Origin of the sequence: Alkalicoccus luteus (assembly GCF_052061695.1) — a bacterium.
Lineage (GTDB): Bacteria > Bacillota > Bacilli > Bacillales > Salisediminibacteriaceae > Alkalicoccus > Alkalicoccus luteus.
In genome coordinates, this window is sequence record NZ_JBPZEY010000020.1 from 1 (window position 1) to 18807 (window position 18807).

Here is an 18807-nt window from a genome sequence, read left to right on the forward strand (position 1 = left end):
CCAGCGCCGATGATAGTTGGGGGCTCTCCCCCTGCGAAAGTAGGACGTTGCTGGGTCACCGGAGGGTGTCTCCCGGAACCAGACCCTGGTTCCCGGGCGGCACCCTCTTTTTTTGCGTTCTTCGATTTTCCCAAATGCGCTTCTCCTTCCTCCTGAAACCGAGCCTTCTATTATCTATTTATTTCCTGATAAGTTGGTAGAAAAAAAGATTGACCAGAGTGGTCGACAGCAGTACACTAAAGAAAAATATGGTAGACCGATCTGGTCAAGAGAGGAGAAACAGAGATGTGAATGAGAAGTTTGCAAAGCTGGACCAGGGTAAACAGCAGCAGATCATGAAGGCGGCCTACCGCGAATTTACGAAAGAAACGTATAAAAAAGCTTCAACAAACAGGATTGTTGAAGAGGCGGAAATAGGCAAGGGCATGCTGTTTTATTATTTCAAAAGCAAGCAACAGCTTTTTCTTTACCTTTTGGAACGCTCGCTGACTGCAGCAGAGCGTTATATTGCTGAAATTGACTGGAGTCTTCCGGATGTCATCAGCCGCTACGAACAGGCGTCCCGCAAAAAACTGGAATCGTTCCTGGAGGACCCGGAGTCTTTTTATTTTCTTGGGAGCATCCTGCTTCACGATTTAGGCCCTCTGCCTGAATCGAAGCGGGAACAGATCATGCGTATGCAGCGTGAAACGAAAGAAAAAATGTTCAGCGGCATTGATTACTCATTATTTCGCGATGATGTTGATCCAGAAACAGCTTTAAAGCTGATCCTGTGGTCGATCAATGGCTATGAAGAAGAACTGATGGCCCGCTTGAAAGGGGAAGCCTTTCATCTTATTGATATGAACCCTTATTGGGAGGAGTTTCATCATTATTTACAGACGTTAAGGATTGTTTATTACAAAGGGGGCGATTGATATGGCGATAGTTGAACTGAAGGGCATAGCGAAAACGTTTGGACAGGTGCAGGCATTGAAGGATGTCACCTTCTCCGTCGAAAAAGGGGAGGTGTTCGGGTTTATCGGCCCGAACGGCTCCGGTAAATCCACAACAATCCGTGTGCTGCTCGGAATGATTAAAGCATCGGCAGGGACAGCGGAGATCTTCGGCCAGGACGTTTGGAAACAGGCGCCTGTTATTCACCGGCACACTGCATATGTCCCGGGGGATGTTCACCTGTGGCCTAACTTGACTGGCGGAGAGGTGATCGATCTTTTGATGGAGCTCGGCGGAGGTGGTGACCAGGAACGGCGCGATCAGCTAATCGAACGGTTTCAGCTTGATCCAACGAAAAAATGCCGCACGTATTCAAAAGGAAACCGTCAAAAAGTGGCGCTGATCGGTGCATTCGCCTCCTATGCAGATCTATATTTGTTTGATGAACCTACCTCAGGCCTCGATCCGCTGATGGAGCGCATTTTTCAGGAGTGTGTACGTGAAGTCCGAAGTGAAGGAAAAAGTGTGCTTTTGTCGAGCCATATTCTTTCCGAGGTGGAAAAGCTCTGTGACCGAGTAGGGATTATCCGTGATGGAACGATGATTGAAACCGGCAGCCTTTCTGACCTGCGGCACTTAACAAGAATGACGATGGACGTAGAGACAGAGCGTCGTATCGTCTCATTGGAAAGCCAGCCGGGCGTGTATGACGTTCAACGGGAAGGAGAGGGAGTCTCTTTTCAAGTAGACACGGAGTATTCTGGTGCTGTCATCTCTTATTTAACCAAGTTCGGAATCAAGCATTTGGAAAGCCGGCCGCCGACTCTGGAGGATTTGTTTCTGCGCTATTATGAAGAAGGGAGGCAGGCGACATGATGTCCCCATTCGACAGGACGTGGAGGCTAACGAGGCTGCTTGTAAGGCGTGACCGGATCAGGCTGACTGGCTGGCTTTTCGGTATTACGGCAGCTACCGTTTTGACAGCTGCAGCGTTTCCTGGTTTGTATACGACAGAAGCAGAACGGCAGCAGCTGGCATTGTCAATGATTAATCCTGCAGTGACGGCTCTGGTCGGACCGGGGCACGGCCTGGATAATTACACGTATGGTCCGATGATGGCGCATCAAATGCTCGGGCTGACGGCTTTGATTGTTGCCGTTATGGCCGTGCTGCTCACGGTTCGGTATACGCGGGCAGATGAAGAGGAAGGCCGGACCGAAATGGTGCGCGCTCTTGCAGTTGGCAGATCTGCACCGCTCATGTCGGCACTGCTTGTGATGACACTGCTGTCAGGTGCGATCGGATTTGCAAACGCTGTCGGACTCGGTCTGCTGGGGTTAGAGGGAATGGATTGGACGGGATCTCTCCATTATGGTGCGGTACTGACATTAACGGGCCTGTTTTTTACGGGTATCACGTTAATCACTGCCCAGCTTGCGGAAACCTCACGGGCTGCATCCGGGATGGCCATTATTGCAGCCGTAGGAGCTTATGCGGTGCGCGCTGTCGGAGATATCAGTCTGGATGCATTCACGTGGTTTTCACCGTTTGGCTGGCTGCTTGCAGCAGAAACGTACGTCAATAATTACGTTTGGCCGCTGCTGCTCCCCTTTGCTGTTTCTGTCGCGGCGGTGGCGCTTGGAGCCTGGCTCGCGGCGGGAAGAGATGTTGGTAGCGGGCTGCTTCATCCGAAGGCTGGAAGAGACCATGCAACGCGTTCGCTGCTCTCTCCGATTGGTCTGCAGCTGCGTCTGCAGCGGACGAGTATTCTCGTCTGGACTGCATCGCTGTTTTTACTTGGCGTTACGTATGGCTCCGTGCTTGGCGATATCGACTTATTTTTTTCGGATATTGATTTTATGGAGGAATTTCTTCCCGCTGTAGAGGGGCTTAGTTTGACTGACCAATTTTTGAGTGTCTTATTTGTTATCATGGCCATCATGGCATCGGTTCCGGCTGTGATGCAGCTGACGAAGCTTCGCTCGGAGGAAAAGAAACAGCGGATCGAGCCGATCGTAAGCCTCGCTGTGTCCCGCGACAAGCTGCTGAGCTCCTACGTTGTGCCAGCGCTGCTGACATCTGTGGTCATGCTTTCTGCTACCTCTGCCGGACTGGGAGCTGCTGCCATCACAGTTATTGAAGATGGACGTCCGTTCCTGGACTACTACGGGGCCGGAATGATGTATTTACCTGCTGTACTTGTTATGACGGGCGTTGCAGCTCTGTTGATTGGATGGCTCCCGGCATGGACGAGCATCGTATGGGGATATTTAGCGGCTTCTTTTGTTGTCGTCTACATGGGGAATCTATTTCAGTTCCCGGATTGGATGGATCGGCTGACCCCCTATGGCTATGTGCCTGCAGTGCCGGTTGAAGCAGCAGCATTTTTGCCGGCAGCTGGATTAATTACTGTTGCGCTCCTCCTGACAGCAGGCGCCTATATGGGATTTAGGCGGCGCGATTTGCAGCAGGGATGATTGTATCTTTCCGAAAAAATCGGTATGATAGAGCAATAGTGAATCAACTGGGGAGGACTGCATCATGTATTTTCATACAAAAAACGTACATTTTCCAGCTAAAGAGAAAGCAGCGGAAATAAGCAAAACGAAGCCAATCTATCAAACATCTGCGTTTACATTTACTGATTTTGAAGATATGGAATCGTATTATAGCGGAGACAAGTCGTATTTATATACGAGAATGGGACATCCAAACAGTGATGATCTAGGCCGGGGAACCGCGGAGCTTGAAGGGGCTGAAATGGGTGCAGCCTCTGCTTCAGGACTGTCTGCTATTTTAGCGGGAGTGCTTGCTGTCGCGGAAAATGGCGATCATATTGTAGCGACAGAGGATCTTTACGGCGGCACGTGGTCACTGTTTTCAGCAGAGCTTGCGCGCTTCGGCATAGAAGTCAGCTTTGTCAATATGGAAGAGCGTGAAACGATTGAAGCCGCGGTGAAGGAGAACACTGTGCTGCTTTACTCGGAATCTATTACGAATCCGCTGCTTCGTGTAGAAGACATTGACGGTCTTGCACAAATTGCTTCTTCTAAAGGAATCAAGCTGATGATCGATAATACGTTTGCGACCCCTTATTTGATTCGTCCGCATGAGAACGGGGCCGATATCGTTGTTCACAGTGCCACGAAATATATTGGCGGACACAGTGATGTAACAGCGGGCGTAGTTACAGGAAGCAAAGAGCTCATCGACAAAGCCCGTGCCCGTATTGCGATGCTCGGCAGCAATATCGGACCGATGGACGCCTGGCTGGCTGTGCGCGGCTTAAAAACTCTCAGTCTCCGTATGGAGCGTCAGTGCCATAATGCGGCATCGCTCGCTAAGTCACTTGGCAGCCTGGAGGGCATTGAACGAGTCTACTATCCGAAGGCAGCGTCTCCGGACGGCAACGGCGCTATCGTCACGATTGAACTTGCCGGCCATTTAGACGTGATGAGCTTTTCCAAACATTTGGGTTGGGTCAAAGTTGTGCCTACGCTGGCAGGACTGGAAACGTCGGTTACGTACCCGGCAGCAACGTCTCATCGTCCGCTTCCTCGTGAACAGCGGGAGGCACTCGGCGTTACTGATCAGATGATCCGGATTTCCGTCGGCATTGAGGACGAACGAGACATTATCGAAGCATTTGAACAGGCAGTCAAGCGGACGCTGACAAACATTAATGCCTGAACGAAAAGCGTGCTGAAGCAGACTCAACCTGCTCCGGCACGCTTTTCATCTGCTTCCCGTATTGATATAATGAAAAGCGATATTTGCAGAGAGGGGCCGCCTGACATGAATGAATTTGACTGGATTCGTTCCATTGCGCCAAAGAGCCATCACCGCAGCAGCGTAATTAAAGGAATCGGTGATGATGCTGCTGTATTTCGTCCCCGCTGCGGATGGGACATGGTCACCGCAGTAGATTCATTCAGTGAAGGAGTCCATTTTACGAGAGAAACGATGCCGCTTGATGCTATCGGGTACAAGCTGCTTGCAGCGAACGTCAGTGATTTGGCTGCGATGGGAGCTGTCCCGCTTTATTATCTCGTTTCGGCAGCCATTCCTGCAGAGGGCTGGGAGCTGTCGGAGCTGGATCCGGTGTATGCCGGCATGAAACGGCTTGGCGACGCCTGCAGCATGGACTTGATTGGGGGAGATACCATTTCCACCGGGAATGGACTTGTATTGACGGTCACTGTCATTGGACGAGTGGAACAGGATTGCAGCCTGCTGCGAAGCAGTGCGAAACCCGGAGACGTTCTTTTTCTGACTGGACCGGTCGGACTGGCCGCAGCCGGATTGAATCGGTTGTTAACGCATGGAACGTCCGTCTGGGGCGACGATCCGGACATCCAAGCACATCAGTATCCCGTTCCGCATGTTGCGTACGGACGATTGTTTGCTGAAAGCGGGCTGCGCGTTGCTGTTAATGATGTCAGTGACGGTATCGCCCATGAAGCCGAAGAAATCGCTGAAGCAAGCGGGGCAGCAGTCACCATTATTCGAGAACAGCTTCCGGAGACGGGGCTTAATGCGGAACGTGCAGAGCTTGAAAACTGGATGCTGCGCGGAGGAGAGGACTTTGTGCTGATCGGTACGGCCTCCCGGGCTGACTTCCGTCATTTGCAGGAAACATGCTGTTTACAAAAGCTGCCGCTTTATGCGATTGGATACGTTGAGGCCGGGGAAGCGCATGTATTCATGGAGCGAAATGGAAAAAGAGAACGCCTGACCGGAGGCGGCTATTCGCATTTTTAGAGGGGGATCTCAGCGGTGAAAAAGCAATGGCATTCAGCGTCAGAAGAGGAAACCAAGGTCGCTGCCGAATCGCTGGCGGCATTTTTAAAGCCAGGAGATCTGATTACACTCTCCGGAGATCTGGGAGCAGGTAAAACGACATTTACAAAAGCCCTGGGAGCGGCATTTGGAGTAACGGAATTAATCAACAGCCCCACGTTTACGATTATGAAAGAATACGAGGGACGTCATCCATTTTATCACATGGATGCATACCGATTGGAAGACAGCATGGAAGAGCTCGGTCTGGACGACTATCTGGATCAAGGCGTCCTCCTTGTGGAATGGCCGGAAATGATTGACGATATGCTGCCTGAGGAGCGCCTTCAGCTGACGATCCGCTATGATGGATATTCTGAGCGCACGATCACGGCAGAAGCGTTCGGCCCGCGGGCCGAAAAGCTGTTGGAGGATTGGACATGACAAAGCTTTTAACAATAGATACGTCGACCTACGTTCTAAGCGTTGGTCTTTATGAGAACGCCCAGGTGCTTGCCGAGTATGTGTCGACAAAAAAAGAGAACCATTCTGTAAGGCTGATGCCTGCTGTGCGGTCTGTTATGGAAGACGCCGGTATGTCTCCTGCTGAGCTGGATGGGATTGCCGTCGCGGCAGGACCTGGCTCTTATACGGGTGTTCGAATCGGGGTAACGACAGCGAAAAGTATGGCATGGGCTTTGGAAAAGCCGCTTTATGGTGTCTCGTCGCTTGAAGCGCTGGCATACAATGGACTATGGAGCAGTGCACGTATTCTATCCTTTTTCGACGCACGGAGAGGTCAGGCATTTGCAGGGATTTATGAATCGGAGGACGGCTTTCTGCATCAAGCAGAAGCTGACAGCATGGTCATGCTGGAAGACCTGCTCACGCGGCTTGCAGAGCAAGACCGGCCGGTGCTCGCACTCAGCCCGGACCTCGACAAGCATCGAGAGCTTTTGCAGCAGAAGCTTGGCAGCCTGTTCATCGATGCACCAGGTCCGCTTCATACGGTCAGGCCGGCAGGGGTCTGGGCAGCAAGCAGAGGGAAAACTGCTGAAGACCTGCATACATTTGTGCCGCAGTATCTCCGGCTGGCAGAGGCTGAAGCAAACTGGCAGAGAAAGCAGAATGAGCATGGCTAGAGCAGAAATCCGGATGATGGATACCATTGATATAGAAGAAGTAATGGATGTTGAAAAACGCTGCTTTTCAACACCGTGGACGCGGGATGCTTTTTATCAGGAGCTGACTAAAAATCAATTTGCCTATTATTTTGTTGCGGTCGTTAAAAATCGGGTGATCGGATATTGCGGTCTCTGGGTTGTCGTAGAGAACGCAAACATTACCAATATTGCCGTGGACCCGGAGTTCCGGCAGCAGGGAGTCGGCGAAAACCTGCTCCAAAGTGCGATGGAAATGTCCCGGACGCTTGGAGCGGAGCGGCTGAGTCTCGAAGTCCGGGTATCGAATCATCCGGCTCAGGCGATGTACAAAAAATACGGCTTTGAACCCGGAGGAATTCGGAAGCATTACTATACGGATAATCAGGAGGATGCATTGGTTATGTGGGTGAAACTATGAGTGAACAAGTACGAATTCTCGCTGTGGAAACAAGCTGTGACGAAACCGCCGCAGCGGTTATCGAAAACGGCACAACCATTATAAGCAGCGTCATCGCTTCGCAGATGGACTCTCATAAACGGTTTGGCGGTGTTGTTCCGGAAATCGCATCCCGACATCACGTCGAACAAATTACGGTTATTATGGAGGAAGCGCTGCAGCAGGCAAACATGACTTTCCAAGACCTTGATGCTGTGGCTGTCACTGAGGGGCCAGGTCTTGTCGGAGCACTGCTTGTCGGCGTAAATGCAGCAAAAGCTGTGGCGTTCGCTCATGGGCTGCCGCTGATCGGCGTGCATCACATCGCCGGTCACGTTTATGCTAATCATCTTGTCGAGCCGTTGCAGTTTCCACTGCTGTCGCTTGTTGTCTCAGGTGGGCATACAGAGCTTATTTATATGAAGGAACACGGGTCATTTGAAATCATCGGACGGACGCGCGATGACGCTGTCGGCGAAGCCTATGACAAAGTAGCACGCACACTTGGTCTTCCCTACCCCGGCGGTCCGGAAATCGATAAGCTTGCCTCCGGTTCGGCAGAAGCAGTGGAGCTTCCTCGCGCCTGGCTTGAAGAAGGATCGCTTGATTTCAGCTTCAGCGGTTTGAAATCAGCTGTTATAAACACACTGCACAACGCCAAGCAAAAAGGAGAAGAAATCGATCCTGGAGCGCTTGCCGCAGGCTTTCAGCAGTCAGTGATTGATGTACTCGTGACGAAAACGGCTGCTGCTTCCAAGCGGTACGGCGTCAGCCGGCTCGTGCTCGCGGGCGGTGTAGCTGCCAACAGCGGTCTGAGAAGCGCACTCGAAGAAACAGCAGAAAAGGAAGGGTGGACGTTAACCATTCCGCCGCTTTCTCTATGTACGGATAATGCGGCGATGATCGGTGCCGCGGCTTACGTGCGCTATCAGGAAAAACGTTTTGCCGATGACCGGTTAAACGGGGTTCCCGGACTTTCTATCAGCTAAAACAATAATAGAAACGAGCGAGCCGTCCTTTGAGAGAACGGCTCGACAGGCAGACGCGGCTGCGTTTTACGATTATCATGAATTCGGTAACGTACTGGCATCCTTGTTTAACATCGAAACGTTTCATCTGGAAGGTTCTATCTGTATGGAAATCGATCGTACCTTCATAACCAGGCACGTGTAACGCACTGCCAGCTGCTGACATCGGAGGACCTCGAATCAGAACGAGGCAGAGCTCCCTCGCTTCCAATGGAGGAAAGAAGCGGTTAGCTGAGCCCGTTCCCTCCGGAAAGCGAGCGTCCGCAGATACAGGCAGATGCAAGGTTATTCCCCTAAAAATACGTTATCAGCCGCTCTTTTTAAGGGCGGCTCATTCTTTTGTCAGGGTGAAGGCAGGACCTTTATCTTGTATGTGTATAAATTGTTAAGATTCTGTGGATAATGTGAATAAAACGGATACATTCGCGCCGTAGAAGGGTTTGAGTTGTTAACAGAAAATCTGTGGATAACTGTGGATAATGTGAGTAACTAAATCAAAATGCGCTTCCTGAGCCGATATAATGTGCATAAGTCTGGGGATAACGTTGATAACTGTGAATAGGTGACCATTTTTGTATTGACGCGCCATATTTTCTGTGAGTAACTTTGTGAACGTATGCAGCCTGTGGACAACACAAAAAAAGAAACGGCGATTATTCGCCGTTCCTGCGTGTTAATCCAGCTGTTCCTGCAGCTTTTCCCATTCATCCATCCATTGTTCGAGACGTCCGTTTACGTGTTCAAGCTGAACGTTCAGCTCCAGCGTACGCTCGTGATCCTGATAAACATCAGGTTCACACAGAAGCGCTTCAATTTTTTCGATTGCAGATTCTTCCTGCTCAATCGCCTTTTCCAGTTCTTCAATTCGCCTTGCAAGCTGCCGAACTTCCTTTTGGCGGGCCTTTCCGGCTTTAAAATCAGCTTTGGCAGACGGCGGTGCAGCTGCTTCAACCGGTGATTCTTCCGCTTCGATGCGGGCAAGTTCCTGCTGCTCCTGCTTTTTCGCCGCATAGTAGTCATAATCCCCGAGATAGCTGATTGCGGCATTGGTGGTCAATTCAATTACTCTTGTCGCCATCCGATTAACAAAGTAGCGGTCGTGCGAGACGAACAGGATCGTACCAGGGTAGTCAATGAGCGCATTCTCAAGCACTTCTTTGCTGTCGAGATCGAGGTGGTTGGTCGGCTCATCGAGAATGAGCAGATTCGCTTTTTTCATCATCAGCTTTGCAAGGGCCACCCGGGCCTTTTCGCCGCCGCTTAAATCCTGTACATGCTTCAAGACGTCGTCTCCGCTGAAAAGAAAGTTGCCGAGCACCGTTCGAATATCCTTCTCATTCACATGTGGATACTCATCCCATAGCTCCTGCAGCACGGTTTTATTAGAGGTCAGCTCCGTCTGCTCCTGATCGTAATAGCCAATAGAAACGTTGCTGCCAAGCCGGATGCTTCCTGCATGCGGCTTCATCGCACCGGTGATCGTCTTGAGCAGACTCGATTTGCCTATTCCATTTGGTCCGAGCAGTGCTACGCTTTCGCCCCTGGTCAGCTGGACTGAAATGTGATCAATCAGCGGCTGTCCGGGCTTGTAACGGACCGACACGTCATCAAGCTGAAGCACGTCGTTCCCGCTCTGCCGGTCAATTTGAAAGCGGAAGGAAGCTGATTTGTCGTCATCCTTCGGCCGGTCCATAACGTCCATCCGCTCGAGCTGCTTGCGGCGGCTTTTGGCGCGGTTGCTCGTGGAGGCACGGGCCAGGTTACGCTGGACGAAGTCTTCCAGCTTCTTTTTTTCCTCCTGCTGCTTTTCGTATTGCTTCATGTCGAGCTCGAGCTGCTTCGCTTTTTGGTCGAGATAGCTGGAGTAATTGCCAGTAAAACGGCGCGTGCGCTGGAAGGACAGCTCATAGACCGTATCCACGACTTTGTCGAGGAAATAGCGGTCGTGCGATACGATAAGTACAGCACCGTCATAGCCGCTTAAATAGCCTTCCAGCCACGTCAGCGTCTCAATATCCAAGTGGTTGGTCGGCTCATCAAGAATCAGCAGATCCGGCCGTGACAGAAGCAGCTTCCCGAGGGCAAGCCTCGTTTTCTGACCGCCGCTGAGCGACGAAACCGGCGTATCATAATCAAACGACTGAAAATGCAGGCCCGTCAAAATACTGCGGATATCGGCTTCGTATTGGAAACCGCCGCGCTGTTGAAACTGAAGCTGAAGCTGGTCATATTCTGCGAGCACTTTTTCGCTGCCTTCGGCCATTTTCTCTTCGAGGCGTCGAAGCTCCTGTTCCATCGCGCGCAGATCGGTGAAAACCGTCAGCATTTCTTCCCAGATCGACCGTTCCGACTGCAGTCCGCTGTCTTGAGCGAGATAGCCGATCGATACCTCTTTCGGGATCATAAGATGCCCGTCATCATGATCGTATTCGCCGGAAAAGACGCGCAGAAGCGTAGACTTTCCAGCTCCATTCCGGCCGACGAGGGCGATCCGTTCCCGGCTCTTAATTTCCATTTTCACGTTAGCCAGCACCTGTTCAGATCCAAAAAACTTGGACAGCTGCGAGCATTGCAGTAATATCATGGCGGTTCATCCTCTTCTGTCAGTTCATTCTTCTCCTTCTCCAGTGTACATGAGCTGCCTTGCACAGGCAAAGCATGCATTGAAAAAGCGAATAGTGTACAATGGATGGTGGAAATGTGAGGTGGAAGCATGAGTGACTTAACACACTTTAATGAAGAAGGCAGGGCGCGCATGGTGGATATTTCCGATAAGGAAATCACAAAGCGGACAGCCCGGGCGCTTTCAAGCGTGGAAGTTAATGAAGAGATATATACGAAGATCCGCGCCGGGCAAATCGGCAAAGGAGATGTGCTGCAGGTGGCGCAAATTGCAGGCATTATGGCAGCTAAAAATACGGCAGACATCATCCCGATGTGTCATCCGCTCCCGCTTTCAGGCGTGGATGTTTCTTTCGACTGGATTGTGAAGGAGCAAACATATACACTGAAGATAGAAGCAGCTGTTAAAACGACAGGAAGAACAGGTGTCGAAATGGAAGCGTTAACATGCGCATCCGCTGCAGCGCTTACGGTTTACGATATGTGCAAGGCCGTTGATAAAGGGATGGTCATTGGTCCGACCTACCTGAAAGAAAAGACAGGCGGCAAAAGCGGCGACTTCTCACGAGAGAGCAGCGACCGCTAAAGGACAGGGGGATATGGAATGATGGATATTGATCAGGCAAAAATACCGCAGGCGACCGCTAAACGGCTGCCGCTGTACTACCGCTTTTTAGAAGGACTGCAGGCATCCGGTAAGCACCGCGTGTCGTCGTCTGAGCTGAGCGAAGCAGTAAAGGTGGACTCTGCCACGATCCGCCGCGATTTTTCCTACTTCGGTGCGCTCGGTAAAAAAGGCTACGGCTATAACGTCAGCTATCTGCTTTCGTTTTTCCGCAAGACACTCGACCAGGATGAGCTGACACAGGTAGCGCTCATCGGCGTCGGAAATCTAGGCACAGCCTTTTTGAAGTACAACTTCAGCAAAAGCAATAATACCCGGATCGAGATGGCGTTTGATGTCGACGAATCAGTGGTTGGAGAAGTGATTGGCGAGGTGCCGGTGCATCATTTTAAAGACCTCGGCAAGCATATTGAAGGAAAAGTGGAAGTGGCGATTCTGACTGTACCATCCCAGCATGCACAGGGGATTGCAGAGGAGCTAGTGGAAGCGGGCATTAAGGGTATTCTAAATTTCACGCCGGCAAGGCTGTCGCTGCCGGATCACGTCCGTGTCCACCACATCGACCTCTCCGTTGAGCTGCAGTCGCTGATTTACTTTATGAAGCATTATCCGCTTTCATGATAAAGCTGAAACCGAGCCGTCCCGGAAACGGGGCGGTTTTTATGATGGAGGAAAGCCGAGGGTCTCAATCGCTGCTCGGGGCAAAGGGCCATGCATTATGATAGGATAGAAAAAGATTCGTTAATCGAAAGAAAATGAAGGTGACATCATGGCACGTATACCTCAAAAGTGGCTCGTCGTCATATCAGTGCTGCTCGGTACATTTACAGTCATTTTAAATAACAGTATGTTGAATCCGGCTGTCCCGCACCTAATGCAGGTGTTCGACTCCGGAGCCGTCGCGACAGGCTGGGTGATTACGATCTTTATGGTCGTCATGGGCATGACGATGCCGCTCACCGGCTATTTAGGTGATAAATTCGGCAAAAAGCAGCTGTTCATGGTCGGGCTCGCAATTTTTTTAACCGGCTCCGTTCTTGGGTCCATGTCGTGGGACTTGAGCTCGCTCATCTTTTTCCGCGGGCTTCAAGGCGTCGGGGGCGGCATTATGATGCCGCTCTCGCTCGCGCTTATTTTTGAAGTGTTCCCAAAGGGAGAGCGCGGGCTTGCGACCGGCGTCTGGGGCATAGCCGCCATGATGGCGCCGACCATTGGACCGACGCTTGGCGGAATAATTATCGAATTTGGCACGTGGGAGTGGCTCTTTCTCTGCAACCTGCCAACCGGGATATTAGGTCTCGCCTTCTCCTGGCGCTATCTGCGGCAGACGAAAAAGGTGGATGATATCCGCTTCGACCTGCCGGGCTTTCTAACAGTGACGGCCGGCGTCGGCGCGATTCTATTTGCGCTCGGGCGTATGAATGAGCTGGCTCAGCTGTATAATCCGGTCAATCTCTCACTCGTGACGGTCGGGCTTGCTCTGCTTGTTCTGTTTACGCGAATTGAGCTGAAAAGTCCCCAGCCGCTGCTTGATCTGTCCGTGTTTCAGGCAAGGGCGTACACCTACAGCGTTGTGGTAGCGATGATCAGTTCGATTATGCTCTTCAGCGGCATCTTTTTAATCCCGCTGCTCATTCAGAATGTCTACGGCCTAGGTGCCGTCATGACCGGTCTGGCCTTTTTGCCGGCAGCTCTTTTATCCGGCATCTTTATGACGGTCGGAGGGAGGATGCTTGATAAGATCGGTCCGGCTCTTCCTGTCACCGCCGGACTGTCGATCATGGCTGTTGGAACGGCTGTGCTCGGATTCATGCAGCTGGAAACAGCGGTCTGGATTGTGATTGCGGTGAACGCGGTTCGCGGAATCGGCATGGGGCTTGCACAGATGCCGGCGACAACAGCCGGTATGAACGCGATTCCGGAAAAATTTGTGTCGCGCGGTTCAGCTATGAACAACGTATTCCGGCAAATGAGCTCAGCGTTTGGTATCGTATTCGTTTCCATCTATTTTGAAGTGCGCCGCGGTCAGATTATGGCCGTAAACGGCAGCACGATTGAACAGGCAAGCCTGACGGCAATCAACGAAGGCTTTCTGATCGTTGCCGTACTCGGATTCCTTTCGATTCCGGCAGGTATTCTGCTCGGGCAGGAACACAGGCGCCAGCAGCGTCAGGCATAAACCGCCATACCGGCGCGGGTGATCTGGGAACCGATCCGCCCGCGCCCTTTCTGAATCAGTCCTTCGCGGTCCAGCTGTTCAACGATGCGGCGGATTTGTTGCAGGGTGAGGGGGGCAGCCTCCTGCTCCAGCTGTTTTAAGCTTTTCCGTGTACCGTCGCGAAGCAAATCCAGAATAATCAGGTGATCCGGCGTTAAGCTGCTTGCAGGACGGGCAAACACCGTGGCCGGCAGGTCATCGGTAGAAATAACGTCACCGCCAAGCGTCACCGCGTAAGCAAGACAGCTTTTCAGCTCGCGGATATTGCCTGGCCAGCTGTAGGAGGTAAGCGCCTCCAGCGCAGCTTCCGACAGAGCATTGCCCTCCGGCAAAAACGCTTGCACGAGAAGCGGAATATCCTGCGTACGCTCGCGCAGCGGCGGAATTGTCAATGGGAGGACGCGCAGCCGATAGAACAAATCAGCACGAAAGCGTCCCTGCTCAACTTCTTCATCCAACACCTTGTTCGTTGCTGTCACAATTCGCACATCAACCGGAATATTGCGGCTTCCGCCGACGCGGCGGATTTCGCCCTCTTGAAGCACACGCAGCAGCTGTCCCTGCACGTTTGGGCTCAAATCCCCGATTTCATCCAAGAAAAGCGTGCCGCCTGAGGCAAGCTCAAACAGACCGCGGCGGCCGCCTTTTTGCGCACCGGTAAACGTCCCCTCTTCATAGCCGAACAGCTCGCTTAACAGCAGGCTTTCTGTCATGGCACCGGCATTCACCGCGAAAAAGGGACCTTGCCAGACAGGAGAGTTATGATGCACGGCATGAGCGAACAGCTCTTTACCGACGCCGGTTTCTCCTTGCAGCAGAACCGGATGGAGCGAGGCGGCCATCTTCCTGGCTGCTTCTTTTGCCCGGACCATCTCCGGGTCGCGTGCAATAATGTCATCGAGCGTATACTGCGGCCGGAGACCGTCCTGCTTGGCGCGCTTTGCCGTCTGCTCAACCTCAAAGGCTGTCTCCACACTTTTCATGGTCATGATTGTGCCGGAGCCGGTGTCCGTTTTATACAGCACATATTCGTCATCCTCTCCTGACACCGTCTGGCGGCTGTCATCGCTCGTCAAAAAAGGCCCGACAGGTGTAGAAACGAGCATATCTACAGCACGCCGGCCGAGCAAGGTCGTTTCCTGCATGCCGCAGAAGGCTGCCATACGCTTGTTTGCTGCAGTGATCAAGCCTGCTGTGTCAACGGCCAGAATAGCGTCATCAACCTGATCGAGCAGATCATGGTAGTGACTCATGAGCGAGGACGTCTGTTCTTCTTCTTCGATGAGCCGCCGCTGCAGCCGAACGATCGTCTGGAGATAACGCTCCGACACTTGAGAGGCAAGCGGAAGCTCAAAGGCATCGACGATATCCAGCAGTGTTTTCATGCTGAAGGGACGGACGCCGATATCTGCAATCGTGGATATAGATGGGGGGCATTTCTCCGGCTCGCCTGGTGTAACGGCGACTGAAATACCATCGTAATACAGCTTGGACGCTTCAAGCGGCACAGGGGTCAGATGGGTCAATCCAAGCTGGAACATCGATTCAGCTGTTTCCCGAATGGATTGCGCATCATCGTTTACAATTAAGACGCGCCCTGGAGCGATATGAAGCAGGTCGTTGATGGCCTCTGGATCGATCGTGCGGATTCCTGTAATGGAATGGATGTCTGCAGATGAAACCGTATGCTCCCATTCCTGCCGTACGGAATCGGAGGAAAAGACGAGCACTTCAGCTTGGTGAAGCCACTCTGGTTTTCGTGTTTCATCAAGCGCACAGGAGCGGATCGGTAAAAAATCGCCAAGCAGCTGGCGCAGCTGGTAAAAGAGGGCATCCTCTGTTTTCTTGCTTCCTGCAATTAATCCAAGCATAGAGATTCTCCTTTTTATATGTTGTTCTACATTCTATCATAAAAACATATAAGGACTATCAAGCTTAGATCAACGATTCCCGCAGAACATAGTCGATTTCAATTTAAAAAGAGCAATGGCTGCCTAAACCTCGTCAGGCCGGCTCCGATTCAGCCAGCGCCGCTTCTTTTTGGCGTTTGAGGGAAGCTGTGCAAAAAAGTTGGCATCTATTTTGCAATTCATAAACAGCAATCTTGAAAGGAGTGGGAAAGATGCCGAAGAAAGGAATTCAAATGCCTCATACGTTTGTGATCATTTTTGGCGTGGTGGTGCTGGCAGCACTGATGACGTACTTGATCCCGATGGGGATGTTCGAAACAGAGGAAGTTACATATGACAACGCCGGGCAGGAAGATACGCGTACCGTGCTCATTCCGGATACGTTTGAGTACGAAACCGATGAAGCAGGAGAGCCTGCCCGCGAAGGAGTCAGCTTATTTGAGCCGTTTGGCGGCGCCGGATTTTTAAACTACATGTTCGAAGGACTCGTTTCCGGGGATAAATGGGGCTCGGCTGTCGGAGTCGTCGCCTTTATTCTTATCATCGGCGGTGCCTTTGGCATTATTATGCGGACGAAGGCGATTGATCAGGGAATCTTAGCGGTGATAGATAAGACGAAAGGAAGAGAAGCGCTGCTGATTCCCGTCATGTTTTTCTTTTTCTCACTGGGCGGTGCCGTGTTCGGCATGGGGGAAGAGGCGATTGCGTTTGCGATCATTCTCGTGCCGCTTGTCATTGCACTCGGCTACGATGCGATCACCGGCGTGATGATCACTTACGTGGCAACCCAGATCGGTTTTGCTACGTCGTGGATGAATCCGTTTGGTGTCGCTATTGCCCAGGGAGTTTCCGACGTGCCGGTGCTTTCTGGAACGCCGTTTCGCATGCTCATGTGGGCTGTGTTCACCGGTGTCGGCATTGCCTATACAATGTGGTACGCTTCCAAAGTAAGGCGTGACCCGGCCAAATCGTATTCACCGGAAGCAAATGCTTATTTTAAAAAGCATAACAATGTCCAGGATATTAACGGTAAGTTTACCGTTGGAGATTCGCTCGTCGTGATTACGCTTGCGCTCGGAATCGGCTGGGTTATCTGGGGTGTCGTACGGGACGCATATTATATTCCGGAAATTGCCACGCAGTTTTTCACGATCGGGCTTGTCGCAGGTGCGATCGGCGTCATTTTCAAGCTGAATGATATGACGATCAACGATGTGGCGGAGAGCTTTGGCGAAGGTGCGCAGCAGCTGCTGCCGGCAGCGCTCGTCGTCGGGATGGCAAAAGGGATCGTCATCATCTTAGGCGGCGACGATCCGGCTGCGGCATCTGTCTTAAACACGGTGCTGTACGCTGCGGGGGGACTCGTCGATGATATGCCGGAAGTGCTGTCTGCTTCCTTTATTCTCGTCTTTCAGTCCGTCATCAACTTCTTTGTTGTATCCGGCTCCGGTCAGGCGGCGCTCACGATGCCGCTTATTGCACCGCTTGCTGACATTGCTGGCGTGACGCGTCAGGTCGCTGTCCTCGGCTTTCAGCTCGGTGACGGACTGACGAACATGATCGTGCCAACGTCCGCTGCACTCATGGGAACGCTCGGTGCAGCACGGATCGGCTGGGGAACATGATTCCGCTTTATTTTCAAATTCCAGCTGCTTATGTTCGGACTGGCGCTGGTCTTTGTCATCGTCGCAGTCTTCATCAACTTTTCATAACACTTACGGAGGGATTGCATGTTCACGCTTATTAAAGGGGCTTCCGTGTTCGCGCCGGAGCCGCTCGGGGAAAAAGACGTGTTGATTGCGGGTGGGAAAATTGCCGCAATCGCCGATTCACTGGAAGCGCCGTCGGCAGGGGAGACGGTCGTCATCGAAGCAGAAGGACAGTTGCTTATTCCAGGGCTGATTGACAGCCATGTGCATATCATCGGCGGCGGCGGAGAAGGCGGGTATCATACGCGCACGCCAGAGCTGAAGCTTTCTGACGCGGTGAAAGCCGGGATCACGACAGTCGTCGGTGTCATCGGAACAGATGGAGCAACGAGAACGATGGCGGAGCTGATCGCAAAGGCTCGGGCATTGGAAACCGAAGGCATCAGCTGTTACTGCCACGTCGGGAACTATCATGTTCCGGTGAGAACGATCACCGGCAAAATTGAAGATGATATGATGCTGATCGACCGCATTATCGGCGTCGGTGAAGTCGCGATCAGTGACCACCGCTCGTCACAGCCGACGACGGACGAGCTTGCAAAAGTAGCTTCACAGGCCCGAATCGGCGGCATGCTGTCTGGTAAGGCAGGCATCGTCAACGTGCATATTGGCGGCGGGGAAAGCAGGCTGGATCCACTGCTTGCGGTCGTTGATACAACGGATCTGCCAATCACGAGCTTCTGCCCGACACACGTGAACCGAACCGAAAAGCTGTTTCAGGCAGGGCTTGCATTTGCTGAACGAGGCGGTGTTATCGACTTTACGACTAGTACGATTCCGCAGTTTCTGGATGACGGGGAAGTGAACGCTCCGAAAGCGCTGCGCCGTGCGCTGGAAGCAGGCACCGATGACCGGAAGATCACGATGACGTCAGACGGTCAGGGAAGCCTCCCGGAATTTAACGCAGCAGGAGAACTGACCGGGCTTACGGTTGCCGATGTCGGCAGCCTGCAGCGCGCGCTTACAGAAGCGATAGTTACGGAAGGAGTAGCGCCGGAGCAGGCCATCCGCACCGTTACAGAAAATCCGGCCAGCGTGCTGAAGCTGCGGGATAAGGGCCGGATCGAAGTTGGACGAGATGCAGATATGCTGCTCATGAATGAAGACTGGGAGCCTGAAACCGTGCTTGCCCGTGGACGCATCATGATGCGGGAGAGAAAAGTGCTTGTAAAAGGGACATTTGAATAAAGAATAAATGTAACGGAGCAAAACAGCACAGTCACAGATACATCTATATACGACAAAAGAGCCAGCCGGCAATGCGGGGCCACTGAAAAAGTCCTTGATGAAGACTAGAAACGTCCTTGTGGACGTTTTTGGTCTTCTTTATCTTTTTTGCTCCCTTTTTCCCAGATGATCGTCTATACTTAGTTTACTACTT

Annotated in this window: 16 protein-coding genes; 14 read left to right on the forward strand and 2 right to left on the reverse strand. The window is 52.1% G+C overall.

The features are described from left to right. Positions 1-287 precede the first annotated feature (287 nt). The 9 genes from ACSZLD_RS16455 to tsaD all read left to right on the forward strand — a co-directional run bounded on the left by ACSZLD_RS16455 (position 288) and on the right by tsaD (position 8303). Entirely contained in the window at positions 288-917 is a 630-nt protein-coding gene (locus tag ACSZLD_RS16455; RefSeq protein WP_377909180.1) for a TetR/AcrR family transcriptional regulator, read from the forward strand. A 1-nt stretch (position 918) separates the two neighbouring features. Continuing rightward, complete coding sequence (locus ACSZLD_RS16460) at positions 919-1812, forward strand: ABC transporter ATP-binding protein (RefSeq protein WP_377909181.1); 894 nt, start codon at positions 919-921, stop codon at positions 1810-1812. Continuing rightward, positions 1809-3413: an ABC transporter permease gene (locus ACSZLD_RS16465; protein WP_444685831.1), complete on the forward strand. Its 1605-nt coding sequence runs from the start codon at positions 1809-1811 to the stop codon at positions 3411-3413. The genes ACSZLD_RS16460 and ACSZLD_RS16465 overlap by 4 nt, the downstream gene beginning before the upstream one ends. Before the next feature lie 64 nt (positions 3414-3477). After that, positions 3478-4626 (forward strand): trans-sulfuration enzyme family protein, encoded by a 1149-nt coding sequence (locus ACSZLD_RS16470; RefSeq protein ID WP_444685832.1) that lies wholly within the window; start codon positions 3478-3480, stop codon positions 4624-4626. 105 nt (positions 4627-4731) lie between these two features. Continuing rightward, on the forward strand, positions 4732-5697 hold the full coding sequence (gene thiL / locus ACSZLD_RS16475; protein ID WP_444685833.1) for a thiamine-phosphate kinase: 966 nt from the start codon (positions 4732-4734) through the stop codon (positions 5695-5697). 15 nt (positions 5698-5712) lie between these two features. Continuing rightward, positions 5713-6159 carry a tRNA (adenosine(37)-N6)-threonylcarbamoyltransferase complex ATPase subunit type 1 TsaE gene (gene tsaE, locus ACSZLD_RS16480; RefSeq protein WP_377909185.1) on the forward strand — a complete coding sequence of 149 codons (447 nt, stop codon included), beginning with the start codon at positions 5713-5715 and terminating at the stop codon, positions 6157-6159. Beyond that, positions 6156-6857 carry a tRNA (adenosine(37)-N6)-threonylcarbamoyltransferase complex dimerization subunit type 1 TsaB gene (tsaB, locus tag ACSZLD_RS16485; protein ID WP_444685834.1) on the forward strand — a complete coding sequence of 234 codons (702 nt, stop codon included), beginning with the start codon at positions 6156-6158 and terminating at the stop codon, positions 6855-6857. The genes tsaE and tsaB overlap by 4 nt, the downstream gene beginning before the upstream one ends. Continuing rightward, the gene (gene rimI, locus ACSZLD_RS16490; RefSeq protein ID WP_377909187.1) at positions 6850-7296 is read left to right on the forward strand and encodes a ribosomal protein S18-alanine N-acetyltransferase; all 447 of its coding nucleotides are present in this window, start codon (positions 6850-6852) and stop codon (positions 7294-7296) included. The genes tsaB and rimI overlap by 8 nt, the downstream gene beginning before the upstream one ends. After that, on the forward strand, positions 7293-8303 hold the full coding sequence (gene tsaD, locus ACSZLD_RS16495; protein ID WP_377909313.1) for a tRNA (adenosine(37)-N6)-threonylcarbamoyltransferase complex transferase subunit TsaD: 1011 nt from the start codon (positions 7293-7295) through the stop codon (positions 8301-8303). The genes rimI and tsaD overlap by 4 nt, the downstream gene beginning before the upstream one ends. A gap of 712 nt (positions 8304-9015) precedes the next feature. On the opposite strand, the gene ACSZLD_RS16500 is transcribed toward tsaD, so the two are convergent. Then, on the reverse strand, positions 9016-10926 hold the full coding sequence (locus tag ACSZLD_RS16500; RefSeq protein ID WP_444685835.1) for an ATP-binding cassette domain-containing protein: 1911 nt from the start codon (positions 10924-10926) through the stop codon (positions 9016-9018). Positions 10927-11055: 129 nt separating this feature from the next. On the opposite strand from ACSZLD_RS16500, the gene moaC reads away from it, so the two are divergent. The 3 genes from moaC to ACSZLD_RS16515 all read left to right on the forward strand — a co-directional run bounded on the left by moaC (position 11056) and on the right by ACSZLD_RS16515 (position 13768). Continuing rightward, entirely contained in the window at positions 11056-11550 is a 495-nt protein-coding gene (gene moaC, locus ACSZLD_RS16505; protein ID WP_377909189.1) for a cyclic pyranopterin monophosphate synthase MoaC, read from the forward strand. A 21-nt stretch (positions 11551-11571) separates the two neighbouring features. Beyond that, positions 11572-12210, forward strand: coding sequence for a redox-sensing transcriptional repressor Rex (locus tag ACSZLD_RS16510; protein ID WP_444685840.1), 639 nt, complete (start codon positions 11572-11574; stop codon positions 12208-12210). 148 nt (positions 12211-12358) lie between these two features. Continuing rightward, complete coding sequence (locus ACSZLD_RS16515; RefSeq protein ID WP_444685836.1) at positions 12359-13768, forward strand: MDR family MFS transporter; 1410 nt, start codon at positions 12359-12361, stop codon at positions 13766-13768. On the opposite strand, the gene ACSZLD_RS16520 is transcribed toward ACSZLD_RS16515, so the two are convergent. Then, positions 13759-15678: a sigma-54 interaction domain-containing protein gene (locus ACSZLD_RS16520; RefSeq protein ID WP_444685837.1), complete on the reverse strand. Its 1920-nt coding sequence runs from the start codon at positions 15676-15678 to the stop codon at positions 13759-13761. The two genes, ACSZLD_RS16515 and ACSZLD_RS16520, sit on opposite strands and share 10 nt — an antisense overlap. Positions 15679-15929: 251 nt before the next feature. Here ACSZLD_RS16520 and yfcC point away from each other — a divergent pair, with 251 nt between their 5' ends. Next, positions 15930-17342: a putative basic amino acid antiporter YfcC gene (gene yfcC / locus ACSZLD_RS16525; protein WP_444685838.1), complete on the forward strand. Its 1413-nt coding sequence runs from the start codon at positions 15930-15932 to the stop codon at positions 17340-17342. Between the two features lie 105 nt (positions 17343-17447). Further along, positions 17448-18614 (forward strand): beta-aspartyl-peptidase, encoded by a 1167-nt coding sequence (iadA, locus tag ACSZLD_RS16530; protein WP_444685839.1) that lies wholly within the window; start codon positions 17448-17450, stop codon positions 18612-18614. The last annotated feature ends 193 nt before the right edge of the window (positions 18615-18807 follow it).